The organism is Streptomyces sp. WG5, from assembly GCF_049974565.1.
In the GTDB taxonomy this organism is placed as follows: Bacteria; Actinomycetota; Actinomycetes; order Streptomycetales; family Streptomycetaceae; genus Streptomyces.
Genome location: NZ_JBNGGC010000042.1, coordinates 45,288 through 65,203, shown reverse-complemented (window position 1 = coordinate 65,203; position 19,916 = coordinate 45,288). Strand labels below are relative to the sequence as shown.

Genomic DNA, 19,916 nt, shown 5'->3' with positions numbered 1-19,916 from the left:
CCCACGGACCACACCCACTCACTCACACACGCCAGAACACACTCATACGCACTCAGAGACGAGCAGTTCCACCCCCCTGCCCGAAAAGCGTGAACACCCAGCACCCAAGTGTCCTCAGACCGCTCATCCGAGCGCCCCGAGGACACCAAGGGCCGAAGTGTTCACGCTTCGGAATCCGTCGGGCGCCGGCAGGAGCAGGTCCCGCGGATCGGCGGCGTCCGGGTTGCGGCGACGTCCGCGGCCGGCTTGAGGCCGACGCTCATTGCCCCATGACGTAGGCGACGGTCGGGCCGGTGGTCCAGCCGCCGTCCACGGCGAGTTCGGCGCCGGTGACGTAGGACGCGGCGTCCGACAGCAGGAAGACGACCGCGCCGGCGATCTCGTGGGGCTCGCCGACCCGGCCCATGGGCGTGTTCGGGTACTTGCCCTCGCCCTGCTCGATGCCGACGGCCGCCGTCATCGGGGTGTACGTCATCCCCGGGTGCACGGAGTTGACGCGGATGCGGGCGGTGCCCAGCTCGACCGCACCGATCTTGGTGAGCCCCCGTACGCCCCACTTGGAGGCGCCGTAGCCGGCCGTGAGCGCGAGACCCATCAGGCCCGCCGCGGACGAGATGTTGACGATCGATCCGCCGCCGGCCTCCCTCATCGCGGGGATCACGGTCTTCATGCCGATGAAGACAGGTGACGTCAGAAGTGGGCGCCGCCGTCGATACGGATCTCCGTGCCCGTGATGAACCGGCCGTCCTCGGAGCCCAGCATCGCGACGACCGACGCCACCGTCTCCGGGCCGGCGAATCCCTGCCCGAGGGCGGGTGACAGCTTCGCGAAGAGGCTCATGTCGGCGTCCTGGGGCAGCCCGGGGCCGGCGCTCTGGCCGCTGACCCCGCTCCTGTCCGTCATGCCGGAGGAGATGGCGCGGGCTGCTGGAGGACATGGAGCCGGGCGCCCCGCTCGGCCCGGCGCTGCGGACCGCCGTCCAGCAGGCCCTGGCGGTTCCGGACGCCCAGGCCGCGGAGGCACTGCTGCGTACGCGCGGGCTGCTGCGGGCCGGCGCGGACGATCCCGCGCTGCGGGCCGTGTGGTACCGGGTGAACCAGGAGTCCGAGGAACGGCTCGTCCCGGTCATCGCACGCCTGACACGTCCGACGGACGGCGGCCGCGATCCGCTGGAGGTGCGGCTGGTGGCCGCCGCCGCCACGGACGCCATCCGGATCGCCCTGGAGACCTGGGCGGGCACCGACGCGGGGGCCGAGGGCCCGGGGTCCCCCGCCGACCTGGCGGTGCGCTGCCTGGAACGCCTTGTCGGAGGCCTGGACAGGTCATAAGGACGGGCCGGGGGGAGTCTCGGAGAGGGCTCAGGGAGGGCTCAGGGGGACTCGGGGAGAACTCGGGGAGGACTCAGGGCCGGTCCTGGTGCCGCGGTCCCTTCTTGCCGTCCAGCTCGTCCCACCACTCGTCGGACTGCGGGTCGCCCGAGGGGTCGTCCCACCAGCGGTCGTCGGGGCCGCGGCGGTTGGCGACGACCGCGGCGAGCGGGGGGATGACCATGGCGACCACGCACATGCCGACGGCCGCGGGGACCGACCAGAGACGGACGACGCCCCAGGCCAGGACGAACAGCCCGATGCAGACGCCCATCATCACGAAGTAGATGTGCCGCCGCCGTGCGTACATACGTCCAGGGTAGGTCCGGACGCGGGACCCGACAGGAGCCCGGAGGCGGTACCGGACACCGGACCGGACACGGGACCGGACATGCCGGAGGGCCGCACCCCGGGCGGCGTCCAACCCGCGGGGTGCGGCCCTCCGGCCGTCACTGGCCGTCAGACGGCGATCGCGACCTCGGCCAGCCCACCCGGCTGGGCGACGACCGTGCGGTCGGCGCTGGCGCCCGGGACGAGCGCCCGTACGGTCCAGGTGCCCTCGGCCGCGTAGAAGCGGAACTGGCCCGTGGCGGAGGTCGGGACCTCCGCGGTGAACTCGCCGGTGGAGTCCAGCAGACGGACGTAGCCCGTCACCGGCTCGCCGTCGCGGGTCACCTGGCCCTGGATCGTGGTCTCACCGGGCTTGATCGTCGAGGCGTCGGGGCCGCCGGCCTTCGCTCCGCACATGTCGTACTCCTGAAGGGTTGGGAAAGGTCGGTCGGGTGCGCTACCCGCTTGGTTACTTGGCCGCGCCGAGCTCGATCGGCACGCCGACGAGGGAGCCGTACTCGGTCCAGGAGCCGTCGTAGTTCTTGACGTTCTCCACGCCCAGCAGCTCGTGCAGGACGAACCAGGTCAGGGCCGAACGCTCACCGATGCGGCAGTAGGCGATGGTGTCCTTCGCCAGGTCGACCTGCTCGTCCTCGTAGAGCGCCTTGAGCTCGTCGTCGGACTTGAAGGTGCCGTCGTCGTTGGCGTTCTTCGACCACGGGATGTTGCGGGCGGACGGGACGTGGCCCGGGCGCTGCGACTGCTCCTGCGGGAGGTGGGCCGGGGCGAGCAGCTTGCCGGAGAACTCGTCGGGCGACCGGACGTCGACCAGGTTCTGCGCGCCGATGGCGGCGACCACGTCGTCGCGGAAGGCGCGGATCGCGGTGTTCTGCGGCTTGGCCTTGTAGTCGGTGGCGGGGCGCTCGGGCACGTCGGCGCCGTCGACCAGCTCGCGGGCGTCCAGCTCCCACTTCTTGCGGCCGCCGTCGAGGAGCTTGACGTTGTCGTGGCCGTACAGCTTGAAGTACCAGTAGGCGTAGGACGCGAACCAGTTGTTGTTGCCGCCGTAGAGGACCACCGTGTGGTCGTTGGAGATCCCCTTGGCCGACAGGAGCTTCTCGAAGCCCTCCTGGTCGACGAAGTCGCGGCGGACCGGGTCCTGGAGGTCCTGGGTCCAGTCGATCCGGATCGCGTTCTTGATGTGGTTCTTCTCGTAGGCGGACGTGTCCTCGTCCACCTCCACGATGGCGATGCTCGGGTCGTCCAGGTGGTCCTGCAGCCAGTCGGCGTCGACCAGTACGTCGCTGCGACTCATTTTTCTCCTCCGGGGCAGTTGGCGGCGGGGCGTGCGGTGAGACGGTGTGCGCGCTCGGGCCGGAGCGGCGCGCGGGTGCCCTGACCAGGGCGGCGAGGGGGACCGGACGGCGGCGTCGCCGTCCGCTCAGAAGGTGCGACAGAGCATGGCGGCAACGCGGCACAGGTCCACTGCCCGCCGCTTCGTGAGATCCGCCTGTCGCTTCATGAGTCCCGATCGTAGGGACGGACGGTGGGCCATGTCACCGGCGTGTCGCATGGTGAGACATGATTGTCCGCGATACGGGACGGCTGCGGGCTCCGGAGGGTCGTCGAGAGGTGCCCGGCGCGGGGCGGCCTGCGCTCCATCTGCGGTACGGACGGTGCCGTCTCGCCTGTCGGACGCCCGTCGCCGTTCGCCGCCCTCTCCGGCGGCCTGCCGTCGTCCGGCCCCGGCACCGGCCGTCGTCCTGTCCGGCGGCCGGTCGTCGTCCTGTCCGGCAGCCGACCGTCGTCCTACCCGGCCAGCACGACGTTCGAACCCTTCACCGAGATCTTGACGCCGTCCTTCGCCGCCTCGACCTTGTCCAGCTCGATGCCGCCGGGCAGTTCGTCGATGGTCTGCTGGAAGTCGGTGATCGCCCGGATCCGGGACTCGGCGAGCTGCTTGCCGCCGATCTCCGGCAGGCCTTCGGCGACGACCTCCACGTCGTTGTCCTTGACCGTGACCGTGCTGAGCACCTCGACCGGCTGGGGCACGTCGACGCCCATCACGGTGGCCGCGAGCGACACCTTGATCTTGCCGTTGCCGCCGTCGGAGAGGCCGATGACCTTGGCGGTGACACCGGGCGCCATGGCCGTGGGCTCGGACTTGGCGGCCTTCATCAGCTCGTCGTAGCCGACGGTCGCGGTGCCGGTGGCGGAGGCGGCGGTGGCGGAGCTGAAGTCACTCGAGAACTCGACGCCCTTCATGTTCGCGCGCAGGTCGTCGATCATGATCTTCTCGCCGCCGTTGCCGGTGGACGCCTCGTAGCCGTCGATGCCGACCTCGACATCGTCCAGCTCGCCGCCGACGACCTGGGTGAGGAAGGGGAAGCCGTTGATGGAGACGTCCGGCGCCGAGGCCAGGTTCTCGGTGCTGCGCAGCTGGTCCGCCGCCTCACCCTCGGCGAAGTTGACCGCCAAGCGGTCCGCGACCACGAAGAGTCCGCCCAGGATCACGACGACGATCAACAGTATTCGCAGTGCACGCATGCGGTGTTCCCCAACCTGGGCGGTCAACGACGACGGTCCCCCGACGGCCGGCGGCCGTACAGCGCGAGGGTAACGCGGCCGGGAAGGACCACCGGGGTTTTGTCGATCACCTGTGACAGGGGAGCGGCCCGGCGCGGGGAGCACCGCGGCCGGGGAGCACCGCGCCCCGGGGAGCGAACGGCCCCGGGGCGGTGGCTCAGCCGAACGCCCGGCCGAGCACGTACACGGCCGGTGCCGCGGCCGCGAGGGGCAGCGCCACGCCCGCCGTGAAGTGGACGAACCGGGACGGGTAGTCGTAGGCCGCCACCCGGTGGCCGATCAGCGCGCACACCGCCGCTCCCGCGCCGAGCAGCGCCCCCGACGTCCCGAAGTCCGTCATCGCGCCGGCCGCGATCCCCGCCCCGGCCGCCGCGAGCAGCGCGACGACCACGGACACCGGCGTCGGCAGCGGCAGGGCGCGGGCCACGGCGGCGACGGCCACCGCGATCGCGCCGACGGTCACCGCGTCCGCGTCGGCGGCGAGGTATCCGCCCGCGACGACCGCCAGGGCCGATGCGGCGACGGTGGCCATCAGGCCGTACATCCGCTCGTCGGGGTCGGCGTGCGAGCGCAGTTGCAGGACGAGGGACAGCAGCACCCACACCCCGAGCGTGCCGAGGATCGCCGCCGGGGAACGGTCGGACACCAGCATCGCCGCGTCGGCGGCCAGGGCACCCGCGAAGCCCAGCGCGATGCCCTGCCGGGCGGGCCACATGCCGTTCAGACGGAACCAGCCCGCCGCGGTGACGGCCTGGAGGGCGACGAGCGGGACGAGGAGGGCGTACGTGCCGAGCGCCGCCGATCCGGCCAGCAGCAGCCCGAGCAGCGCGGTGAGCCCGGCCGGCTGCATGCCCGGGTCGATGATCGGCGAACGCCCTTCGGCACGGGCGCGCTGCGCGTCGGTGATCCGTGTGTTCCCGGCGATGGTCGCGGGACCGTAGCCGGGCTCGTCGGAGGACGCGGGGGCGGAGGGTGCGGGGGCGGAGGACGCGGGGGCGGGCACGGGGTCGGGGTCGGGCGCGGGGGGTTCGTACGGCTGGGAGTGGGGCTGGGAGTGGGGCTGGGGCTGGGGCGCGTAGGCGTGCGGCTGTGCCTGGTACGGCGGTGACTGTGCCTGGTGCGGCTGGGGCTGCGGTTGTGCCTGGTACGGCTGCGGCTGCGACGGGTACGGCTGAGGGTGCGGCTGCGACGGGTACGGCTGGGGGTGCGGTTGCGGCTGTGCCGCGTAGCCCCCGGTCGTCCCGTACGGCGTACCCGTCGGCTCCTGATGACCGTGCGGCGGCTGCGTCGACACGGGCGGCAGATACGCCGTCTCCTCGGCGGAGACCGGCGGCTGCACCTGGGTCTCCCAGGTCTGCCCCTGCCACTGCTGCGTGTACTGGGCCGCGTCCGGGTCCTGGTAGCCCTGCTGGTCCTGGTACGCCTGCTGTCCGGGCCACACCCGGGCGTCGTACCCCTCGTATCCCTCGTACGACTGATGCGACTGATGCGGCTGATGCGGCTGATGCGGCTGGTTGGTCATCGCTCACCCTCCTGCGAACGGCGGGAGCACCTCGACCGTGCCGCCGTCGGCCAGCCGTACCGTCTCGTGCCCGCGGGTGCCCACGGGGTCGCCGTCGACGAGGAACGAGCAGCGCAGCAGCACGCGCGTGAGTTCGCCGGGGTGCCGCTCGCGCACCGCGCCGAGCGCGTCGGCGAGCGTGGCCGCCTCGTACGGCTCCTCGGCCACTCCCGCCGCGGCCTTCGCGGCGGCCCAGTAGCGCACCGTGACCTTTGCCATCTGGATCCTTCGTCGCCGGTGCCGATCGGCGTCCGTGCCGTCGGCGGTGAACACCTCAGGCTAGCCCGCCCGGGACGCGGCCCAGTCGCCGATCCGGCGCAGCAGGTCCTCGTCGGACGCGTGCTCCGCGTGGCCCATGCCGGGCTCCAGCCACAGTTCGCCGTGGTCACCGGCGGCCGCGGCCAGCATCCGGGGGTGGTCGAGGGGGAAGTAGCCGTCCTGGTCGCCGTGGACGACGAGCAGCGGTGTCGGCGCGATCCGCCCCGCCGCCTCCACCGGCGACAGCGGCACCGGGTCCCAGTCCCGGTGGTGGATACGGGTGCGCAGGCCGTAGCGGCCCACCAGGCGCCCGGCGGGCCGCATCACCAGCCAGTGCAGCCGGCGCATGGGCGCCGTCCCCCGGTAGTACCAGCGGGCGGGGGAGCTCACCGACACGACGGCGTCGGTACGCGCCTCGCTGTCGGCGCCGTACAGCGCGGCGTGCCGCAGCACCACCGAGCCGCCCATGGAGAAGCCGACGGTCACCACGCGCGCGTGCCCGAACCCGCGTGCCCAGGTGACCGCCGCCGCCAGGTCGAGCACCTCGCGGTCGCCGACGGTGGACCGGCCGCCGGACGCGCCGTGCCCGCGGAAGGAGAACGCGACCACGGCCCCGTGGCGCGCGAACGCCGCCGCGATCCGCCGTACGTGCGGGCGGTCCGCGCCGCCCGTGAAGCCGTGCGCGATGACGAACACCAGGTCAGCGACCTCGCGGCCGGCCGCGCCGGGCTCGTACACGGCGTCGATCCGGACCCCGTCGGATGCGCGGAGGAAGGTGCGTGAGGGCGTGCGGCGCCGCGTCCCGCGGGGCGTCTCGGGATGCGGACGATGGGTGGGACGCGCCACATGACCCGCCGGTCGGTTGCTCATGTCGGCTATTCTGCTGGGCAGAGGACTCGGGCAACGTAGCCCCCGGGTCCTTTTGTGCTTCCGGGAGCGACGCGCGGCGTTCATCTCCCGGACGCGCGGTGGGCCCCACGGCCACGGGGTCCGCACCTGTACGAAGCAGTGCCGTAAACGTCCTCGCAGGGACCCAGGAGGAACCAGACGTTATGGGCGAGCGAAACGTGCACGACCGCAGGACGACCCGGGCAGGTGGGGCGCGATGAGTTCGCTGCTGCTCCTGACCAACGCCCTCCAGCCGTCGACGGAGGTGCTCCCCGCCCTCGGCCTGCTGCTGCACAGCGTGCGCGTCGCCCCGGCGGAGGGACCCGCCCTCGTCGACACCCCCGGCGCCGACGTCATCCTCGTCGACGGGCGCCGTGACCTTCCCCAGGTCCGCAGCCTGTGCCAGCTGCTGCGGTCCACCGGACTCAGCTGTCCGCTGGTCCTCGTCGTCACCGAGGGCGGCCTGGCCGCCGTCACCGCCGACTGGGGCATCGACGACGTGCTGCTGGACACCGCCGGTCCGGCGGAGGTCGAGGCCCGGCTGCGCCTCGCCATGGGCCGCCAGCAGATCGTCGGCGACGACTCCCCGATGGAGATCCGCAACGGCGACCTGTCGGTGGACGAGGCGACGTACTCCGCGAAACTCAAGGGCCGGGTCCTGGACCTGACCTTCAAGGAGTTCGAGCTGCTGAAGTACCTCGCCCAGCACCCGGGCCGGGTCTTCACCCGCGCCCAGCTGCTCCAGGAGGTCTGGGGCTACGACTACTTCGGCGGCACCCGCACGGTCGACGTGCACGTACGGCGGCTGCGCGCCAAGCTCGGCCCCGAGCACGAGTCGCTGATCGGCACCGTCCGCAACGTCGGCTACCGCTTCGTCACGCCGGAGAAGCCGGAGAAGACGGAGCGCGCCTCGGAGGACGCCAAGGCGAGGGCGAAGGCCCGGTCCCAGGCGCAGGCGGAAGCGGATGCGGATGCGGACACCGCGGCGGAGGCGTCGTCGGCCAAGGTGTGAACCGGGGCGAGGACCACGGGGTGAACCGGTCGAGGACCAGGGCAAAAACCGAGGTGTGCTCCCAGGTGTGAACCAAGGTGTGATACGCCCTGCCCGGTGCGGTTCCATCCGCGTAGACTCCGCGCGTGGCCAAGGTGACTCGGGATGATGTGGCGCGACTGGCGGGGACTTCCACCGCCGTCGTCAGCTATGTCATCAACAACGGACCCCGGCCGGTCGCCCCGGCCACGCGCGAGCGTGTACTCGCCGCGATCAAGGAACTGGGGTACCGGCCGGACCGGGTCGCCCAGGCGATGGCGTCGCGGCGCACGGACCTCATAGGCCTGATCGTGCCGGACGCGCGCCAGCCCTTCTTCGCGGAGATGGCGCACGCGGTCGAGTGGGCCGCCTCCGAGCGCGGGAAGATGGTGCTCGTCGGCAACTCCGACTACGTCGGCGAGCGCGAGGTCCACTATCTGCGCGCCTTCCTCGGGATGCGCGTCTCCGGCCTGATCCTGGTCAGCCACGCCCTGAACGACCTGGCCGCCGCCGAGATCGACGCCTGGGACGCCCGGGTCGTCCTGCTGCACGAGCGCCCCGAGGCCATCGACGACGTCGCCGTCGTCACCGACGACCTGGGCGGCGCCCAGCTCGCCGTACGCCACCTGCTGGAGCACGGGTACGAGTACGTCGCCTGCATGGGCGGCACCGCCGAGACCCCGTCCGTCGGCGACCCGGTCTCCGACCACGTCGAGGGCTGGACGCGCGCGATGAAGGAGGCCGGGCTCTCCACCGAGGGCCGGCTCTTCGAGGCGCCGTACAACCGCTACGACGCCTACCGCGTGGCGCTGGAGCTCCTGTCCGGGCCCAGGCGTCCGCCCGCGATCTTCTGCTCCACGGACGACCAGGCGATCGGCCTGCTGCGCGCGGCGCGCGAGCTGCGCATCGACGTCCCCGGGGAGCTGGCGGTCGCCGGCTTCGACGACATCAAGGAGGCGGACCTGGCCGATCCGCCGCTGACGACGGTCGCCTCGGACCGGTCGGCGATGGCGCGGGCGGCCGTGGACCTGGTCCTGGACGACGGTCTGCGGGTGGCGGGCTCACGGCGGGAGCGCCTGAAGGTGTTCCCGTCGCGGCTGGTGGTACGGCAGTCCTGCGGCTGCGAGTAGCTTCACCGCACGCCCTTTATATCGGGCATACGAGGTTCTGCCGGGCTTCTCAGGCAGCACTCAGACCGCTCTCATACGGGGGCGGGAAGCTCATGAACATGACCGAGAGCCTCCGCCACAGCGGCGAGTACGAGCACGCGCACGAGAACCCGTACGGCAATCCGTACCAGGGCGCCCAGCAGCACGCCTCCTCTCCCGTCAACCCCGAGTGGCCGCCCCCGCCGGCGCAGCCGCCCGCCGGACCCGCGCAAGCGGCTGCTCAGCCCGGACAGCCCGGACAGCCCAAGCCGCCCGCCCAGTCCGAGCAGCCCGCCCAGTCCGAGCAGCCCGAGCAGCCCGAGCAGCCGCGCCAGAAGCGCACGGTCCGTCGCGGCCCCGCCGCCCTGCTCGCGGCCGTGGCGATCGTCGCGGCGGCCGTCGGCGGCGGCACCGCGTACGGCATCCAGGAGCTGGCCGGCAGCGACACCGTCGTCTCCAGCGCCACCAGCACCAACGTGGTGCCCTCCAGTCAGAAGGGCACGGTCTCCGGGGTCGCGGCGGCGGTCAGCCCGAGCATCGTCGAGATCAGCGCCGCCTCGAACGCGGGCTCCTCCACCGGTTCGGGCGTGATCATCACCGGTGACGGCGAGATCATCACCAACAGCCACGTCGTCTCCGGCGCCTCGTCCGTCAAGGTGACGACCAGCGACGGCAAGCAGTACACCGCCCAGGTCGTCGGTACCGACAGCAGCAAGGACCTCGCGCTGATCAAGCTGGAGGACGCCTCCGGTCTGAAGGCGGCGACGCTCGGCGACTCGGACGGCGTCGGGGTCGGCGACCAGGTCGTCGCGATCGGCTCCCCGGAGGGCCTGACCGGCACCGTGACCAGCGGCATCGTCTCGGCCCTGGACCGTGACGTGACCGTGTCGACGGACGAGGGGCAGCAGCAGCAGCGGCAGGGCGGCGGCTGGCCGTTCGAGTTCGGCGGTCAGGAGTTCAACGGCGACACCGGCTCGTCCACGACGACGTACAAGGCGATCCAGACCGACGCCTCCCTCAACCCGGGCAACTCCGGCGGCGCGCTGATCGACATGAACGGCAACATCATCGGCATCAACTCCGCGATGTACTCGTCGGCCGAGTCCTCCGCCGGTGCGGGCAGCGTCGGCCTCGGCTTCGCCATCCCGATCAACACCGTCAAGGCCGACCTGCCCGCGCTGCGAGCGGGCGCCGACAGCTGAGCGGGTACGGAATCGTACGACGCGACGTGCGACGCTGAAGGCGTTGGCAGCCCGCACCGACCCACCGCCCGCACTCACCGCCCGTATCCCACCGCCCGTATCCCACCGCACACCCGAGGACTGACGCCGAGCCATGAGCCCCGCAGACGGCGACCGCGACCGTGACACCCAGCGCATCCTGATCGTCGACGACGAGCCGGCGGTCCGCGAGGCCCTCCAGCGCAGCCTCGCCTTCGAGGGGTACGGCACCGAGGTCGCCGTCGACGGCGCCGACGCCCTGGAGAAGGCGGCGGCCTACCGGCCCGACCTGGTCGTCCTCGACATCCAGATGCCCCGCATGGACGGTCTGACGGCCGCCCGCCGGATCCGCGGCGCGGGTGACACGACCCCGATCCTGATGCTGACGGCTCGCGACACGGTCGGCGACCGGGTGACCGGCCTGGACGCCGGCGCCGACGACTACCTGGTCAAGCCCTTCGAGCTGGACGAGCTCTTCGCCCGTATCCGCGCGCTGCTGCGCCGCAGCTCCTACGCGGCGGCCGTCGAGGCCACCGCCGAGGACGACGACACCCTCTCCTTCGCCGACCTGACCATGGACCTGGCGACGCGGGAGGTCACGCGGGGCGGACGGCCGGTGGAGCTGACCCGCACCGAGTTCACGCTGCTGGAGATGTTCATGGCGCACCCGCGCCAGGTCCTCACCCGGGAGCAGATCCTGAAGGCGGTCTGGGGCTTCGACTTCGAGCCGTCCTCCAACTCCCTCGACGTGTACGTCATGTATCTGCGCCGCAAGACCGAGGCGGCCGGCGAACCGCGCCTCGTCCACACGGTCCGCGGCGTCGGCTACGTCCTGCGGCAGGGCGGCGCGGAGTGAGAGGACTGGTCCGCCGTTTCCGTGCGCTGCCGTTGCGTTCGCGCCTGGCGCTGCTGGTGGCCGCGGCGGTGGCGTTCGCCGTGACGGCGGCGGCGGTGGCGTGCTGGTTCGTGGTGAAGAGCGTGCTGGTGGACTCGCTGGACGAGGCGCTGAAGGCGAACCGCATGGACGGACAGCAGGTGAGCCAGTACGTCAACCTGCGCACCGGTCTGTGCGCCCACGACCCCGTCACCCATGAACAGAACCCCTTCGGCTCGTCCGTACAGCTCGTGGACCGCAAGGGCGGCAGTTGCCTCATCATCGGCACGGAGGAGGTCCCGCTCACCGACGCCGACCACGCCGTGGCCGAGGGCGCGTCCTCCGACGCGCTGCACGACGCCACCGGGTCGGACGGCACCCAGTACCGCGTGTTCACCTACCCCGTGCCGGGCCTCTCGGGCGTCGCCGTCTCCGCCGCGCGTCCGCTGGGCGAGGTGAACAGCTCTCTCAGCAACCTCGCGCTGGTGCTCGTCTTCGTCGCGGGCGCCGGTGTCGTCGGCGCCGGTGCCGCCGGTCTCTGGGTGGCCCGGACCGGCCTGCGCCCCGTCGACGAACTGACCCGGGCCGTGGAGCACGTGGCCCGCACCGAGGACCTCACCGTCCGCATCCCCGTCGAGGACGACAGCGAGGACGAGATCGCCCGCCTCTCCCGCTCCTTCAACAGCATGACGTCGTCCCTGGCCAGCTCCCGCGACCTGCAGCAGCAGCTCATCGCCGACGCCGGCCACGAACTGCGCACCCCCCTCACCTCCCTCCGCACCAACATCGAGCTCCTCACCCGCAGCGAGGAGACCGGCCGCCCCATCCCGGAGGCGGACCGCAAGGCCCTGCTCGCGTCGGTGAAGGCCCAGATGACGGAACTGGCCGCCCTGATCGGCGACCTCCAGGAACTCTCCCGCCCCGACACCGGCCAGCACTCGGACCGCACCCGCATCCTCGCCTGGCACGACGTCGTCGAGTCGGCCCTGCGCCGCGCCCGCCTGCGCGGACCCGAGCTGACCATCACGGCGGACGTGCGGCCCTGGTATGTACGGGCGGAGCCGGCCGCCCTGGAACGCGCGGTCGTCAACGTCCTGGACAACGCGGTGAAGTTCAGCCCGGAGTCCGGCACCGTCGAGGTCCGCCTCGCCGACGGCGTCCTCACCGTCCGCGACCACGGCCCCGGCATTCCCGTCGACGAGCTCCCGCACGTCTTCGACCGCTTCTGGCGCTCCCCGAGCGCACGCGCCCTGCCCGGCTCGGGCCTCGGCCTGTCGATCGTGGCGCGGACGGTGCAGCAGGCGGGGGGCACCGTGAGCCTGACTCCGGCCGAGGACGGCGGCGGAACGGTGGCGACCGTCCGGCTGCCGGGGGCGCCGGTGCCACCGCCAGAGACGACCGCGGGCGACGGGGGTCAGTGGTAGCCGAGCATGCCCGGGGAGTCGATGTCGACGGTGACGACGCCGGGCGGGTAGGCGTCCTCCCGGTCCGTGAGGAGAATGGACATGCCCGTGAACTCGGGGCGTGGCAGCGCGCAGTACAAGGCGTGACAGGTGTCCGCGCCTCCGTACCCGTCACGGATCATGGTCCCGACGGTGACCGCCCCGGCCGTGTCCAGGTCGTCGACGACCACCGACGAGAAGGCCAGTACCCGTCCGCCCGCCCCCGCTTCCTCCGACTCCGCCTGCAGAAGGCAGAGGGCGGGGATACGCAGGAGATCGCCCGGCGTACGCGCCATGTTCCCGGCGAGCAGGTTCAGCGTCTTGTGGCCGTCCGCGAGAGCACGGGTCGCGCCGGTGTCCAGAATGATCACGCGGCGGCGCCCCGGGCCATACGGACCTTCTCGGCGGCGATCCGGTAGATGTTGCGCAGCACGTCCGGCGCCCGGTCGAATTCCTCGTCGCTGATTGCTACGCCGACGACATCACGGACGACCTGCCGGTCGGCCGCCACCCGCTCCGCGATCTGCTCCGCCGTCGGCTGCTCCGAGGCCAGCTGCTCCACCAGCTGGCCGAGGGTCATGCCCCGTTCCTTGGCGACCTGCGCGAGGTGGTCGCGGGCCTGGCGTGACACCTGAATGGTCGTGTTCTCTGCCATGGCACCACCATAGCCACATTACAACCCAGGGGGTCGCCGCCCGCCGCTCCCTTCACCCCAAGGTGTCTACGACGCTCGCCCCGCTTGACGCCTTCGGCTCCGCGGCACCTCCCCCCGCAGCCCGAGCCTCCCGACAAGATCCCGGAACCGCCCCCACGCTTCGGCGGCGTCCGTTCCGTCGCCCAGCCGGTGGTGCCGTGCGGCCTGCGCGGTGTGGCCGAGGCGTTCGGCCTCCGCACGGCCGAGGGTGAACGTGACGGGCACCGGCGGGGTCTCGAGGCGCGCGGGGACGGTGAGGTCCCGGCGTGCGGCACGCAGCGACGCGAGCAGAGTGACGAGGCCGTGACCCGCGTCCAGCTCCGCACCCAGCCCTGCCAGGGCGTCCAGTGGCGGGGCCTCTTCCTCGCCGTAGCCGAACGCCACGCTGATGTCCTCCTCCACTCCCGCCGGTGTGCGCAGCACACGGACCGTGGCGATCGCGGGGCGGCCGGGCGGTCCGACGGCGACGAGCCAGGTGGGCCGGGGCGCACGCGCCCGCGCCAGGTCGGTCAGCTCCCGCGTCGACCAGGGAAGGTTGACCGGCTCGGCGGTGCTCCAGCCGGTGGGCGGGCCTCCGGTCAGCTGCCGGAAGGCCGTCTCCAGGGACCGGCCCAGCACGAGATCCGCGTCGGGCGCCTGGCGGGTGCGCAGGGTGAGGAGCAGCTGGCGTTCGCCGGTGACGGTGGCGGCCGCGAAGGCCTCCGCGGGCGTGGCTTTCCCGTCCTCGTCGCGTACGGGCGTGAAGGTGCCGCCCTTCCAGTGGAGTACGGCACCGGACAGACCGTCGTAGTAGCCGTGCTCGGGGTCCTGGACCACCCAGCGGTTGGGCAGGCCGTGCAGTGCGGTGCGGGTGGGGAGGGTGAGGCGGGCGGCGGGGGGCGTGACGATCTGCAGGGCGCGGTCGCTCTCGGCAGCGGTGCGCAGGGCGTCGGAGAGCCAGCTGGTGAGGGGGACGAGCGGGCGGTCCTGGATGACCACGGCCGTGGTCGTGGTGAGGACGTCCACGGCCGGTGTGCCGGTGGCGGGGACCGGGACGGCGGAGACGTCGGTGGTGACGGGCACGACCTCGGTGGTGGCGGCCTCGGGCGGCCAGACCGTACCGCCGAGCACGGTGGCCAGCCGCCCCGCGAAGGAACCCGCGAGCCGCCCGGCCTCGGCGACCGCCGTGGAGGCCCGCGCCTCGGTCCACCACACCGGTGCTTCCTGCCCGGTACGGCCCAGCAGGCGGGTGGTCTCGCCGGGCACCTGCACCAGGAGGGGTGCCTCCACCGAGACGAGCGGGCGGCCGTCGGCTGCGCAGAGCTGGACCACGGCCCCGTCGGCGGCGGTGCCCACCCCCAGGTCGGGCCCGCCCGCGTAGAGGCCCGCCAGGAGGGTGCGCAGGTCGGGCATGGCGGGCGTGAGGGCGATGACGTCCTTGGTCACGGGGTCTCTTCACCTGTGAGGGCGGTCTGGATCAGCTGGTGGGGACGGCCACGCCGGACGAGCGTTCCCCGGCCCGGCGGCTGCGGCGAGAGGTGGAGGCCGGGGAAGATCTGGCCCTCGGTTCGGTCGCCGGTCATGAGAAGGGCAGTCGTGCCGGTCTCGCGCAGGGCGGTCAGCAAGGGCTCGTACAGGGCGCGGCCGGCCCCGGCGGCGCGGCGGGCGATGACGAAGTGCAGGCCGATGTCCTGGGCGGAGGAGACGTAGGGCAGGAAGGGTGCCAAGGGCTGTTGGCCTGCCGTGGTGAGGATGTCGTAGTCGTCGACGAGGATGACGATCCGCGGTCCGGTGAAGGCCGGTTCGCTCTCCGGGGCGGCGTCGGGGTCCGCGGTTTCCGGCAGGCGTTTGTCGAGTTCGGCTGCGATGCCCGTGGACAGGGCCGCGGCGAGTTTGGCGTTGTGGGCGTAGCCGCCGCGGTAGGGCTCGGGGACCGCGCCGCGCAGGCCGCGCCGTGGGTCGTAGACGCCGAAGACGAGGTCCTTGTCCGAGTGGAGTTCGACGAGCCGTCCGGCGATCAGCTTCAGCAGGTTGGTCTTGCCGCACTCGTTGTCGCCGAGGATCAGCAGGTGCTGGTCCTGGCCGAACAGGTCGAGCAGTGCGGGGGCGAGGGTGTCCTGGTCGACGCCGAGGGGTACGCGGTGCGGTTCCTCGGCCGGGGAGGGCAGCTTGGCGGCGGACAGCCGGGTGGGCAGGACCCGGACGGGCGGGGCGACGTCACCGTGCCAGGAGGCGCGGAGGGTACGGGCGGTGCGTTCGAGGGCCGCCCCCAGGTCGTCGGCGTCGGGCCGGTCGTCGATGCGGGGCAGCGCGGTGTGGGCGAACAGCTTGCCGTCGGTCAGTACCCGGCCCGGCACGTCCGGGGTGAGGGTCTCGGACAGCTTGCGGTCGATGGAGGAGTCGGCGGGGTCGTTCAGCCGCAGCTCGACGCGGGTGCCGAACATCGACTGGGTGGCGATGCGGACGTCGTTCCAGCGCAGCATGCCGGCGACGACGTGGATTCCGTAGCCGCCGCCGCGCTTGAGCAGGTCGGTGACCGCGTCCTCCAGGTCGGCGAACTCGTCCCGCAGGGCGCCGAACCCGTCGACGAGGAGGACGACGTCGGTGGCGCCGCCCAGCTCCGGGAGTCGTCCCCGGGTGCGCGACTGCCGCAGCCGGTCGACGGAGTCGATGCCGTGCTCGCGGAACAGTTCCTCCCGCCGGGCCAGCATCGCGCGTACCTCGGCGACCGTGCGGGCGGCTCGTTCGTGGTCGGCGCGGCCCGCGATGCCGCCGACGTGCGGCAGCCCGGACAGGGCCGACAGGCCGCCCCCGGCCAGGTCGAGGCCGTACACGGCGACGTCGTACGGGGTGTGGGTGAGGGCCAGGGAGAGGGCGAGGGTGCGCAGCAGGGTGGTCTTGCCGGACTGGGGTCCGCCGATGACGGCCACGTGCCCGCCGGCGACGGTGAGGTCCAGCAGCCAGGGCCGCTGCCACTGCCGGGCCGGGTCGTCGAGGGTGCCGAGCGGGACGCGCAGCGGAGCGTCGTGCGTACGGGTGAGGCGGAGGCCCTCGGGCCCGGCCCGGAGGGGACCGGCGGCTCGGTCGAGGGTGGTGGTGTCGGGCAGCGGAGGCAGCCAGATACGGCGTAGGGGCGGTGCCGCCGCGGCCAGCTGGGCGACCATGACGGACAGGACCGTCGGCCCGGTCTCCCGTTCGGTCACGACCGCTTCCTCGGCCGTCTCCGGTTCCTCCGGGGTGCTGTACGCCGGGTAGGGGCGGGCCAGCGGCTCGTCGGCGCGCTCCTCGCGCAGGGCCGGGCCACGGTACGCGCCGGACACGTACCCGGCCTTGAACCGCTCGTAGGTGGAGGTGTCGACCTTCAGGTAGCCGAAGCCCGGCAGGGGCGGCAGGTGGAAGGCGTCGGTGGTGTCCAGGACGGTGCGTGACTCGTCGGCGGAGAAGGTCCGCAGCCCCAGCCGGTACGACAGGTACGTGTCCAGGCCCTTCAGTTTGCCGCCCTCGATGCGCTGGCTGGACAGCAGCAGGTGCACGCCGATGGAGCGGCCGATGCGGCCGATGGACAGGAACAGGTCGATGAAGTCGGGCTTGGCGGTGATCAGTTCGCCGAACTCGTCGATGACGACGAAGAGGTGCGGCAGGGCGTCGAGGTCCGGGCGGGTCGTGGCGCGCAGGGTGGCGTAGTGGCCGATGTCGGCGACGTCCCCGGCGTCCTTCAGTACCTGCTGGCGGCGTTTGACCTCGCCGGCGAGGCTGGAGTGGACGCGTTCGACGAGGCCGGCCTGGTTCTCCAGGTTGGTGATGACCCCGGCCACGTGCGGGAGCCGCGCGAAAGGGGCGAAGGTGGCACCGCCCTTGTAGTCGACCAGGACCAGCGCCAGGTCGTCCGGCGGGTGAGTGGTGGCCAGGGCGAGGACCAGGGTGCGCAGCAGCTCGCTCTTTCCGGAACCGGTGGCACCGACGCACAGGCCGTGCGGGCCCATGCCGAGCTGGGAGGACTCCTTGAGGTCGAGGAGTACGGGTTCGTGCCGGTCGGTGAGTCCGATCGGGACGCGCAGGAAGTCGCGCTCGCCGCGAGCCGCCCAGAGCCGGGCCAGGTCGAGCGCGGCCGGGTCCTCGATGCCGAGCAGTGCGGGGAAGTCGACGGGGCCGGAGACCGGGGTGCCCTCGGCCGCGGACTCCGCGGACAGCCGCAGCGGGGCGAGCATGCGGGCGACGCCCTCGGCGCCGGCGGCGGTGACGGGGTCGACGGTGCCCCGCGTCGTACGGGCGCCCCGCAGGTCGTCGACGACGACACGCTCACCGTCGACCGTGATACGCACGCTCACCTGGTCCGGTTCGTGCACCTGCTCCCGCAGCAGGTGGAGCACGGTGACGCCCATGGCGGCCGGGCCGACCGCCGAGTCCGGCAGGGGGAGGTCGGAGGCGGTGTCACCGTAGGCGTCGCTGACCACGAGCAGCCGGCCGGTGAGCCGCAGCGCGTCGGGGCCGGACAGCCCGCGCCGCACCTCGGCCGCGTAGGCGGCACGCTGCCGCAGGTCGGGCGCGCACAACCGGGCGAGACCGGCGAGATCCGGGGCGATCCGCCGGGCGGCCACCGGACCGTCGTACGTCTTCGGGTCGAGCACGTGCGGCAGCCACTTCGCCCATGCCCAGGCGGGCTCGTCGGCGGTGGCGAGGGCGAGCGAGACGTCGTCGGGCGCGTGCGTGACGGCGGTCTGGATCAGCAGCGCACGGGCGACGCGCAGTACGTCGTCGCGTTCGCCGATGACGCTGACGTTCCCGGCGCGGTCCAGCGGCACCGTGAGCGGGAAGTCGGCGGCGGTGGCGAAGCGGCTTCGCAGCGCGCGGGCCTCGTTGAGCATGAACGGGTCCGGCGGAGTGAGCACGCCGCCGGCGCTGTTCTGCCCGATGGCCGCCTCCTGGACGGGTACTTCGCCGGTGCCCAGCCGGGGGTGCAGGAAGTCGGCGTCCGCGCGGCGGCGTTCCCACAGCCGCGCCGGGTCCCGGACGAGGTCGTACAGCGCCTCGGGCGGCGGGTTCAGCTCGCGCGCCGCACTCCGCGACTCCCGCTCACCGGCTCCCAGTTCCTCCCTCAGCTCCTCCAGGTACTCCAGATACCGCTCCCGCTGCACGCGCCGGGTGCGCTGCGCCTTCCCCCGCTGCGACAGGAACAGCGCGACCGCGCCGAACAGCGCGGCGACCAGCACCACCGCGCCGAGTACGGCGAACCGGCTGTTGCGGATGACGGTCATCAGCACCACCGAGCTGATGACGCCGGCCAACGGCAGCAGGGCGGTGGCCGCGTTGCCGACCTTGCCCTCGGGCAGGTTCGGCGGCGGCTCGATCGTGCGCGGCTCGGCGGGAGCGAGCGGGCGGGTGGAGCGCGCCGGGCGGTGGACGATCCGCTGAGTCATCGCACCCTCACCGCCCGCCCCATCACCTCGGCGGCCAGGCGGACGGCCGCGTCCCGGGTGTCGCGGGCCAGCTTGGCGGTGTGGATGGGGCCTCCTTGGGCCAGGTGGCGGTCGTAGGGCAGGGGCACCACGGTCACGCCGGGCTCGCGCAGGTGGGCGGCGGCCGCCTTGGCGTCGAGCGTGGCGTCGGGCGTGGCGGCGCTGAGCGCGACGACGGTGGAGGCGAGCGCCGAGTGCGGCAGCCCGGCCAGCCAGTCGAGGACCTGCCGGGTGCCGTGGACGCCCTCGGCGGTCATCGGCGCGACGACCACCCGCGCATGGGCGGTGTCCATCGCCGTACGGGCGACCTCGCCGGGCAGGGTCTCGCAGTCCACGACGGTGACGGCGAAGTAGCGGCGCAGGGCGAGGGTGACGGTGCGGTAGGTGGCCACGTCGAGTGGGGCACCGACGCGTCCCTGCCCGGCGGGCAGCAGCCAGCCTCCGTCGGCCACGGGGACCAGGTAGCCGGTGACGTCGGTGAGCTGCATGGCGGGGGTGAGGACGGTGGCGAGATCGGCGGCGGACCAGCGCACCGACTCGGCCCCCATGCGCACCGGCAGCGTGCCGAGCGCGGCATCGGCCTCCAGGGTCAGGACGGGGTCCTGCCGGTAGTGGTTGAAGGTACGGCCGAGCAGCGCCGAGACCGTGGACTTGCCGACCCCACCTCGGATCGAGGTGACGGCGACGACCCGGCCGGTGGTGACGGGCTGCTGCAACTCCCGCGCGTCCCGTGTCTGTTCCGCCACCTCCCGCCCGGGGGAGGCGGTGAGCCGCCGCACGCCGGCCCCGGCCCGCCGCACGGCGGAGTCGCCGTGCCGGGGGCGGCCGAGGGCGATGGCGAGGCGGGGGTCGATGGTGGGGAGGGATTCGGGGACGGGGGTGGGTGTGCGGGGGTCACGGGACTGCCGGGGGACGGGAGCCGAGGGCTGCGCTTGAGGCTCGGGCTCGGGCTCGGGCTCGGGCTCGGGTCCGGGGCCCGTTCCGGGCGCGTGAGGCGCACCGCCCTCGGCCCGTGGGCCGTCGGTCAACTCCCGCACCAGATCCCGCTGCCAGTCGCCGCCGTTGCCCGCCATGCCGATCGCC

General features: G+C 73.0%; 17 protein-coding genes and 3 pseudogenes. 6 read left to right on the top strand and 14 right to left on the bottom strand.

Annotated features, from left to right (window positions below):
* Positions 1–259: 259 nt before the first annotated feature.
* Positions 260–685: pseudogene (locus ACP4IX_RS32110) on the bottom strand (SDR family oxidoreductase); the annotation flags it as partial.
* Between the two features lie 5 nt (positions 686–690).
* Positions 691–918, bottom strand: a pseudogene (locus ACP4IX_RS32105) (SDR family oxidoreductase); the annotation flags it as partial.
* Between ACP4IX_RS32105 and ACP4IX_RS32100 the strand changes: the two are divergent.
* Positions 912–1,328, top strand: a pseudogene (locus ACP4IX_RS32100) (TetR family transcriptional regulator); the annotation flags it as partial. The pseudogenes ACP4IX_RS32105 and ACP4IX_RS32100 sit on opposite strands and share 7 nt — an antisense overlap.
* Positions 1,329–1,401: 73 nt before the next feature.
* On the opposite strand, the gene ACP4IX_RS32095 reads toward ACP4IX_RS32100, so the two are convergent.
* The 7 genes from ACP4IX_RS32095 to ACP4IX_RS32065 all read right to left on the bottom strand — a co-directional run bounded on the left by ACP4IX_RS32095 (position 1,402) and on the right by ACP4IX_RS32065 (position 6,972).
* Positions 1,402–1,677 (bottom strand): DUF3099 domain-containing protein, encoded by a 276-nt coding sequence (locus ACP4IX_RS32095; RefSeq protein ID WP_426525384.1) that lies wholly within the window; start codon positions 1,675–1,677, stop codon positions 1,402–1,404.
* A 149-nt stretch (positions 1,678–1,826) separates the two neighbouring features.
* The gene (locus tag ACP4IX_RS32090; RefSeq protein ID WP_426525386.1) at positions 1,827–2,114 is read right to left on the bottom strand and encodes a DUF1416 domain-containing protein; all 288 of its coding nucleotides are present in this window, start codon (positions 2,112–2,114) and stop codon (positions 1,827–1,829) included.
* A gap of 52 nt (positions 2,115–2,166) precedes the next feature.
* On the bottom strand, positions 2,167–3,012 hold the full coding sequence (locus ACP4IX_RS32085; RefSeq protein WP_426525388.1) for a sulfurtransferase: 846 nt from the start codon (positions 3,010–3,012) through the stop codon (positions 2,167–2,169).
* 494 nt (positions 3,013–3,506) lie between these two features.
* Positions 3,507–4,244: a DUF2993 domain-containing protein gene (locus ACP4IX_RS32080; RefSeq protein ID WP_426525390.1), complete on the bottom strand. Its 738-nt coding sequence runs from the start codon at positions 4,242–4,244 to the stop codon at positions 3,507–3,509.
* A 196-nt stretch (positions 4,245–4,440) separates the two neighbouring features.
* Positions 4,441–5,805 (bottom strand): hypothetical protein, encoded by a 1,365-nt coding sequence (locus ACP4IX_RS32075; protein WP_426558037.1) that lies wholly within the window; start codon positions 5,803–5,805, stop codon positions 4,441–4,443.
* Between the two features lie 3 nt (positions 5,806–5,808).
* The gene (locus ACP4IX_RS32070; protein ID WP_053133327.1) at positions 5,809–6,063 is read right to left on the bottom strand and encodes a MoaD/ThiS family protein; all 255 of its coding nucleotides are present in this window, start codon (positions 6,061–6,063) and stop codon (positions 5,809–5,811) included.
* Between the two features lie 60 nt (positions 6,064–6,123).
* Positions 6,124–6,972 (bottom strand): alpha/beta hydrolase, encoded by an 849-nt coding sequence (locus tag ACP4IX_RS32065; RefSeq protein WP_426558035.1) that lies wholly within the window; start codon positions 6,970–6,972, stop codon positions 6,124–6,126.
* Between the two features lie 235 nt (positions 6,973–7,207).
* On the opposite strand from ACP4IX_RS32065, the gene ACP4IX_RS32060 reads away from it, so the two are divergent.
* From ACP4IX_RS32060 to ACP4IX_RS32040, 5 genes are all read left to right on the top strand, one after another.
* On the top strand, positions 7,208–8,002 hold the full coding sequence (locus ACP4IX_RS32060; protein WP_426525396.1) for a response regulator transcription factor: 795 nt from the start codon (positions 7,208–7,210) through the stop codon (positions 8,000–8,002).
* 125 nt (positions 8,003–8,127) lie between these two features.
* Positions 8,128–9,150: a LacI family DNA-binding transcriptional regulator gene (locus ACP4IX_RS32055; protein WP_426525398.1), complete on the top strand. Its 1,023-nt coding sequence runs from the start codon at positions 8,128–8,130 to the stop codon at positions 9,148–9,150.
* Between the two features lie 98 nt (positions 9,151–9,248).
* A complete protein-coding gene (locus tag ACP4IX_RS32050; protein WP_426558033.1) occupies positions 9,249–10,370 on the top strand; it encodes a S1C family serine protease in 1,122 nt (373 codons plus the stop codon).
* Between the two features lie 133 nt (positions 10,371–10,503).
* Entirely contained in the window at positions 10,504–11,244 is a 741-nt protein-coding gene (locus ACP4IX_RS32045) for a response regulator transcription factor (RefSeq protein WP_426525402.1), read from the top strand.
* Entirely contained in the window at positions 11,241–12,686 is a 1,446-nt protein-coding gene (locus ACP4IX_RS32040) for a sensor histidine kinase (RefSeq protein ID WP_426558031.1), read from the top strand. The genes ACP4IX_RS32045 and ACP4IX_RS32040 overlap by 4 nt, the downstream gene beginning before the upstream one ends.
* Here ACP4IX_RS32040 and ACP4IX_RS32035 read toward each other — a convergent pair.
* The 5 genes from ACP4IX_RS32035 to ACP4IX_RS32015 all read right to left on the bottom strand — a co-directional run bounded on the left by ACP4IX_RS32035 (position 12,677) and on the right by ACP4IX_RS32015 (position 19,906).
* Positions 12,677–13,075: a hypothetical protein gene (locus tag ACP4IX_RS32035; RefSeq protein ID WP_426525406.1), complete on the bottom strand. Its 399-nt coding sequence runs from the start codon at positions 13,073–13,075 to the stop codon at positions 12,677–12,679. The two genes, ACP4IX_RS32040 and ACP4IX_RS32035, sit on opposite strands and share 10 nt — an antisense overlap.
* A complete protein-coding gene (locus ACP4IX_RS32030) occupies positions 13,072–13,359 on the bottom strand; it encodes a hypothetical protein (protein ID WP_351398405.1) in 288 nt (95 codons plus the stop codon). The genes ACP4IX_RS32035 and ACP4IX_RS32030 overlap by 4 nt, the downstream gene beginning before the upstream one ends.
* Before the next feature lie 66 nt (positions 13,360–13,425).
* Positions 13,426–14,823 (bottom strand): DUF6177 family protein, encoded by a 1,398-nt coding sequence (locus ACP4IX_RS32025; RefSeq protein ID WP_426558029.1) that lies wholly within the window; start codon positions 14,821–14,823, stop codon positions 13,426–13,428.
* Positions 14,820–18,794 carry a type VII secretion protein EccCa gene (gene eccCa / locus ACP4IX_RS32020; protein ID WP_426558027.1) on the bottom strand — a complete coding sequence of 1,325 codons (3,975 nt, stop codon included), beginning with the start codon at positions 18,792–18,794 and terminating at the stop codon, positions 14,820–14,822. The genes ACP4IX_RS32025 and eccCa overlap by 4 nt, the downstream gene beginning before the upstream one ends.
* Entirely contained in the window at positions 18,791–19,906 is a 1,116-nt protein-coding gene (locus ACP4IX_RS32015; RefSeq protein ID WP_426558039.1) for a hypothetical protein, read from the bottom strand. The genes eccCa and ACP4IX_RS32015 overlap by 4 nt, the downstream gene beginning before the upstream one ends.
* Between the last annotated feature and the right edge of the window lie 10 nt (positions 19,907–19,916).

What these genes read in the sequence shown, in the direction of transcription:
- ACP4IX_RS32095 (WP_426525384.1), bottom strand. Translation starts at nt 1,677, where the DNA reads ATGTACGCACGGCGGCGGCACATCTACTTCGTGATGATGGGCGTCTGC.
- ACP4IX_RS32090 (WP_426525386.1), bottom strand. Translation starts at nt 2,114, where the DNA reads ATGTGCGGAGCGAAGGCCGGCGGCCCCGACGCCTCGACGATCAAGCCC.
- ACP4IX_RS32085 (WP_426525388.1), bottom strand. Translation starts at nt 3,012, where the DNA reads ATGAGTCGCAGCGACGTACTGGTCGACGCCGACTGGCTGCAGGACCAC.
- ACP4IX_RS32080 (WP_426525390.1), bottom strand. Translation starts at nt 4,244, where the DNA reads ATGCGTGCACTGCGAATACTGTTGATCGTCGTCGTGATCCTGGGCGGA.
- ACP4IX_RS32075 (WP_426558037.1), bottom strand. Translation starts at nt 5,805, where the DNA reads ATGACCAACCAGCCGCATCAGCCGCATCAGCCGCATCAGTCGCATCAG.
- ACP4IX_RS32070 (WP_053133327.1), bottom strand. Translation starts at nt 6,063, where the DNA reads ATGGCAAAGGTCACGGTGCGCTACTGGGCCGCCGCGAAGGCCGCGGCG.
- ACP4IX_RS32065 (WP_426558035.1), bottom strand. Translation starts at nt 6,972, where the DNA reads ATGAGCAACCGACCGGCGGGTCATGTGGCGCGTCCCACCCATCGTCCG.
- ACP4IX_RS32060 (WP_426525396.1), top strand. Translation starts at nt 7,208, where the DNA reads ATGAGTTCGCTGCTGCTCCTGACCAACGCCCTCCAGCCGTCGACGGAG.
- ACP4IX_RS32050 (WP_426558033.1), top strand. Translation starts at nt 9,249, where the DNA reads ATGACCGAGAGCCTCCGCCACAGCGGCGAGTACGAGCACGCGCACGAG.
- ACP4IX_RS32045 (WP_426525402.1), top strand. Translation starts at nt 10,504, where the DNA reads ATGAGCCCCGCAGACGGCGACCGCGACCGTGACACCCAGCGCATCCTG.
- ACP4IX_RS32030 (WP_351398405.1), bottom strand. Translation starts at nt 13,359, where the DNA reads ATGGCAGAGAACACGACCATTCAGGTGTCACGCCAGGCCCGCGACCAC.
- eccCa (WP_426558027.1), bottom strand. Translation starts at nt 18,794, where the DNA reads ATGACTCAGCGGATCGTCCACCGCCCGGCGCGCTCCACCCGCCCGCTC.
- ACP4IX_RS32015 (WP_426558039.1), bottom strand. Translation starts at nt 19,906, where the DNA reads ATGGCGGGCAACGGCGGCGACTGGCAGCGGGATCTGGTGCGGGAGTTG.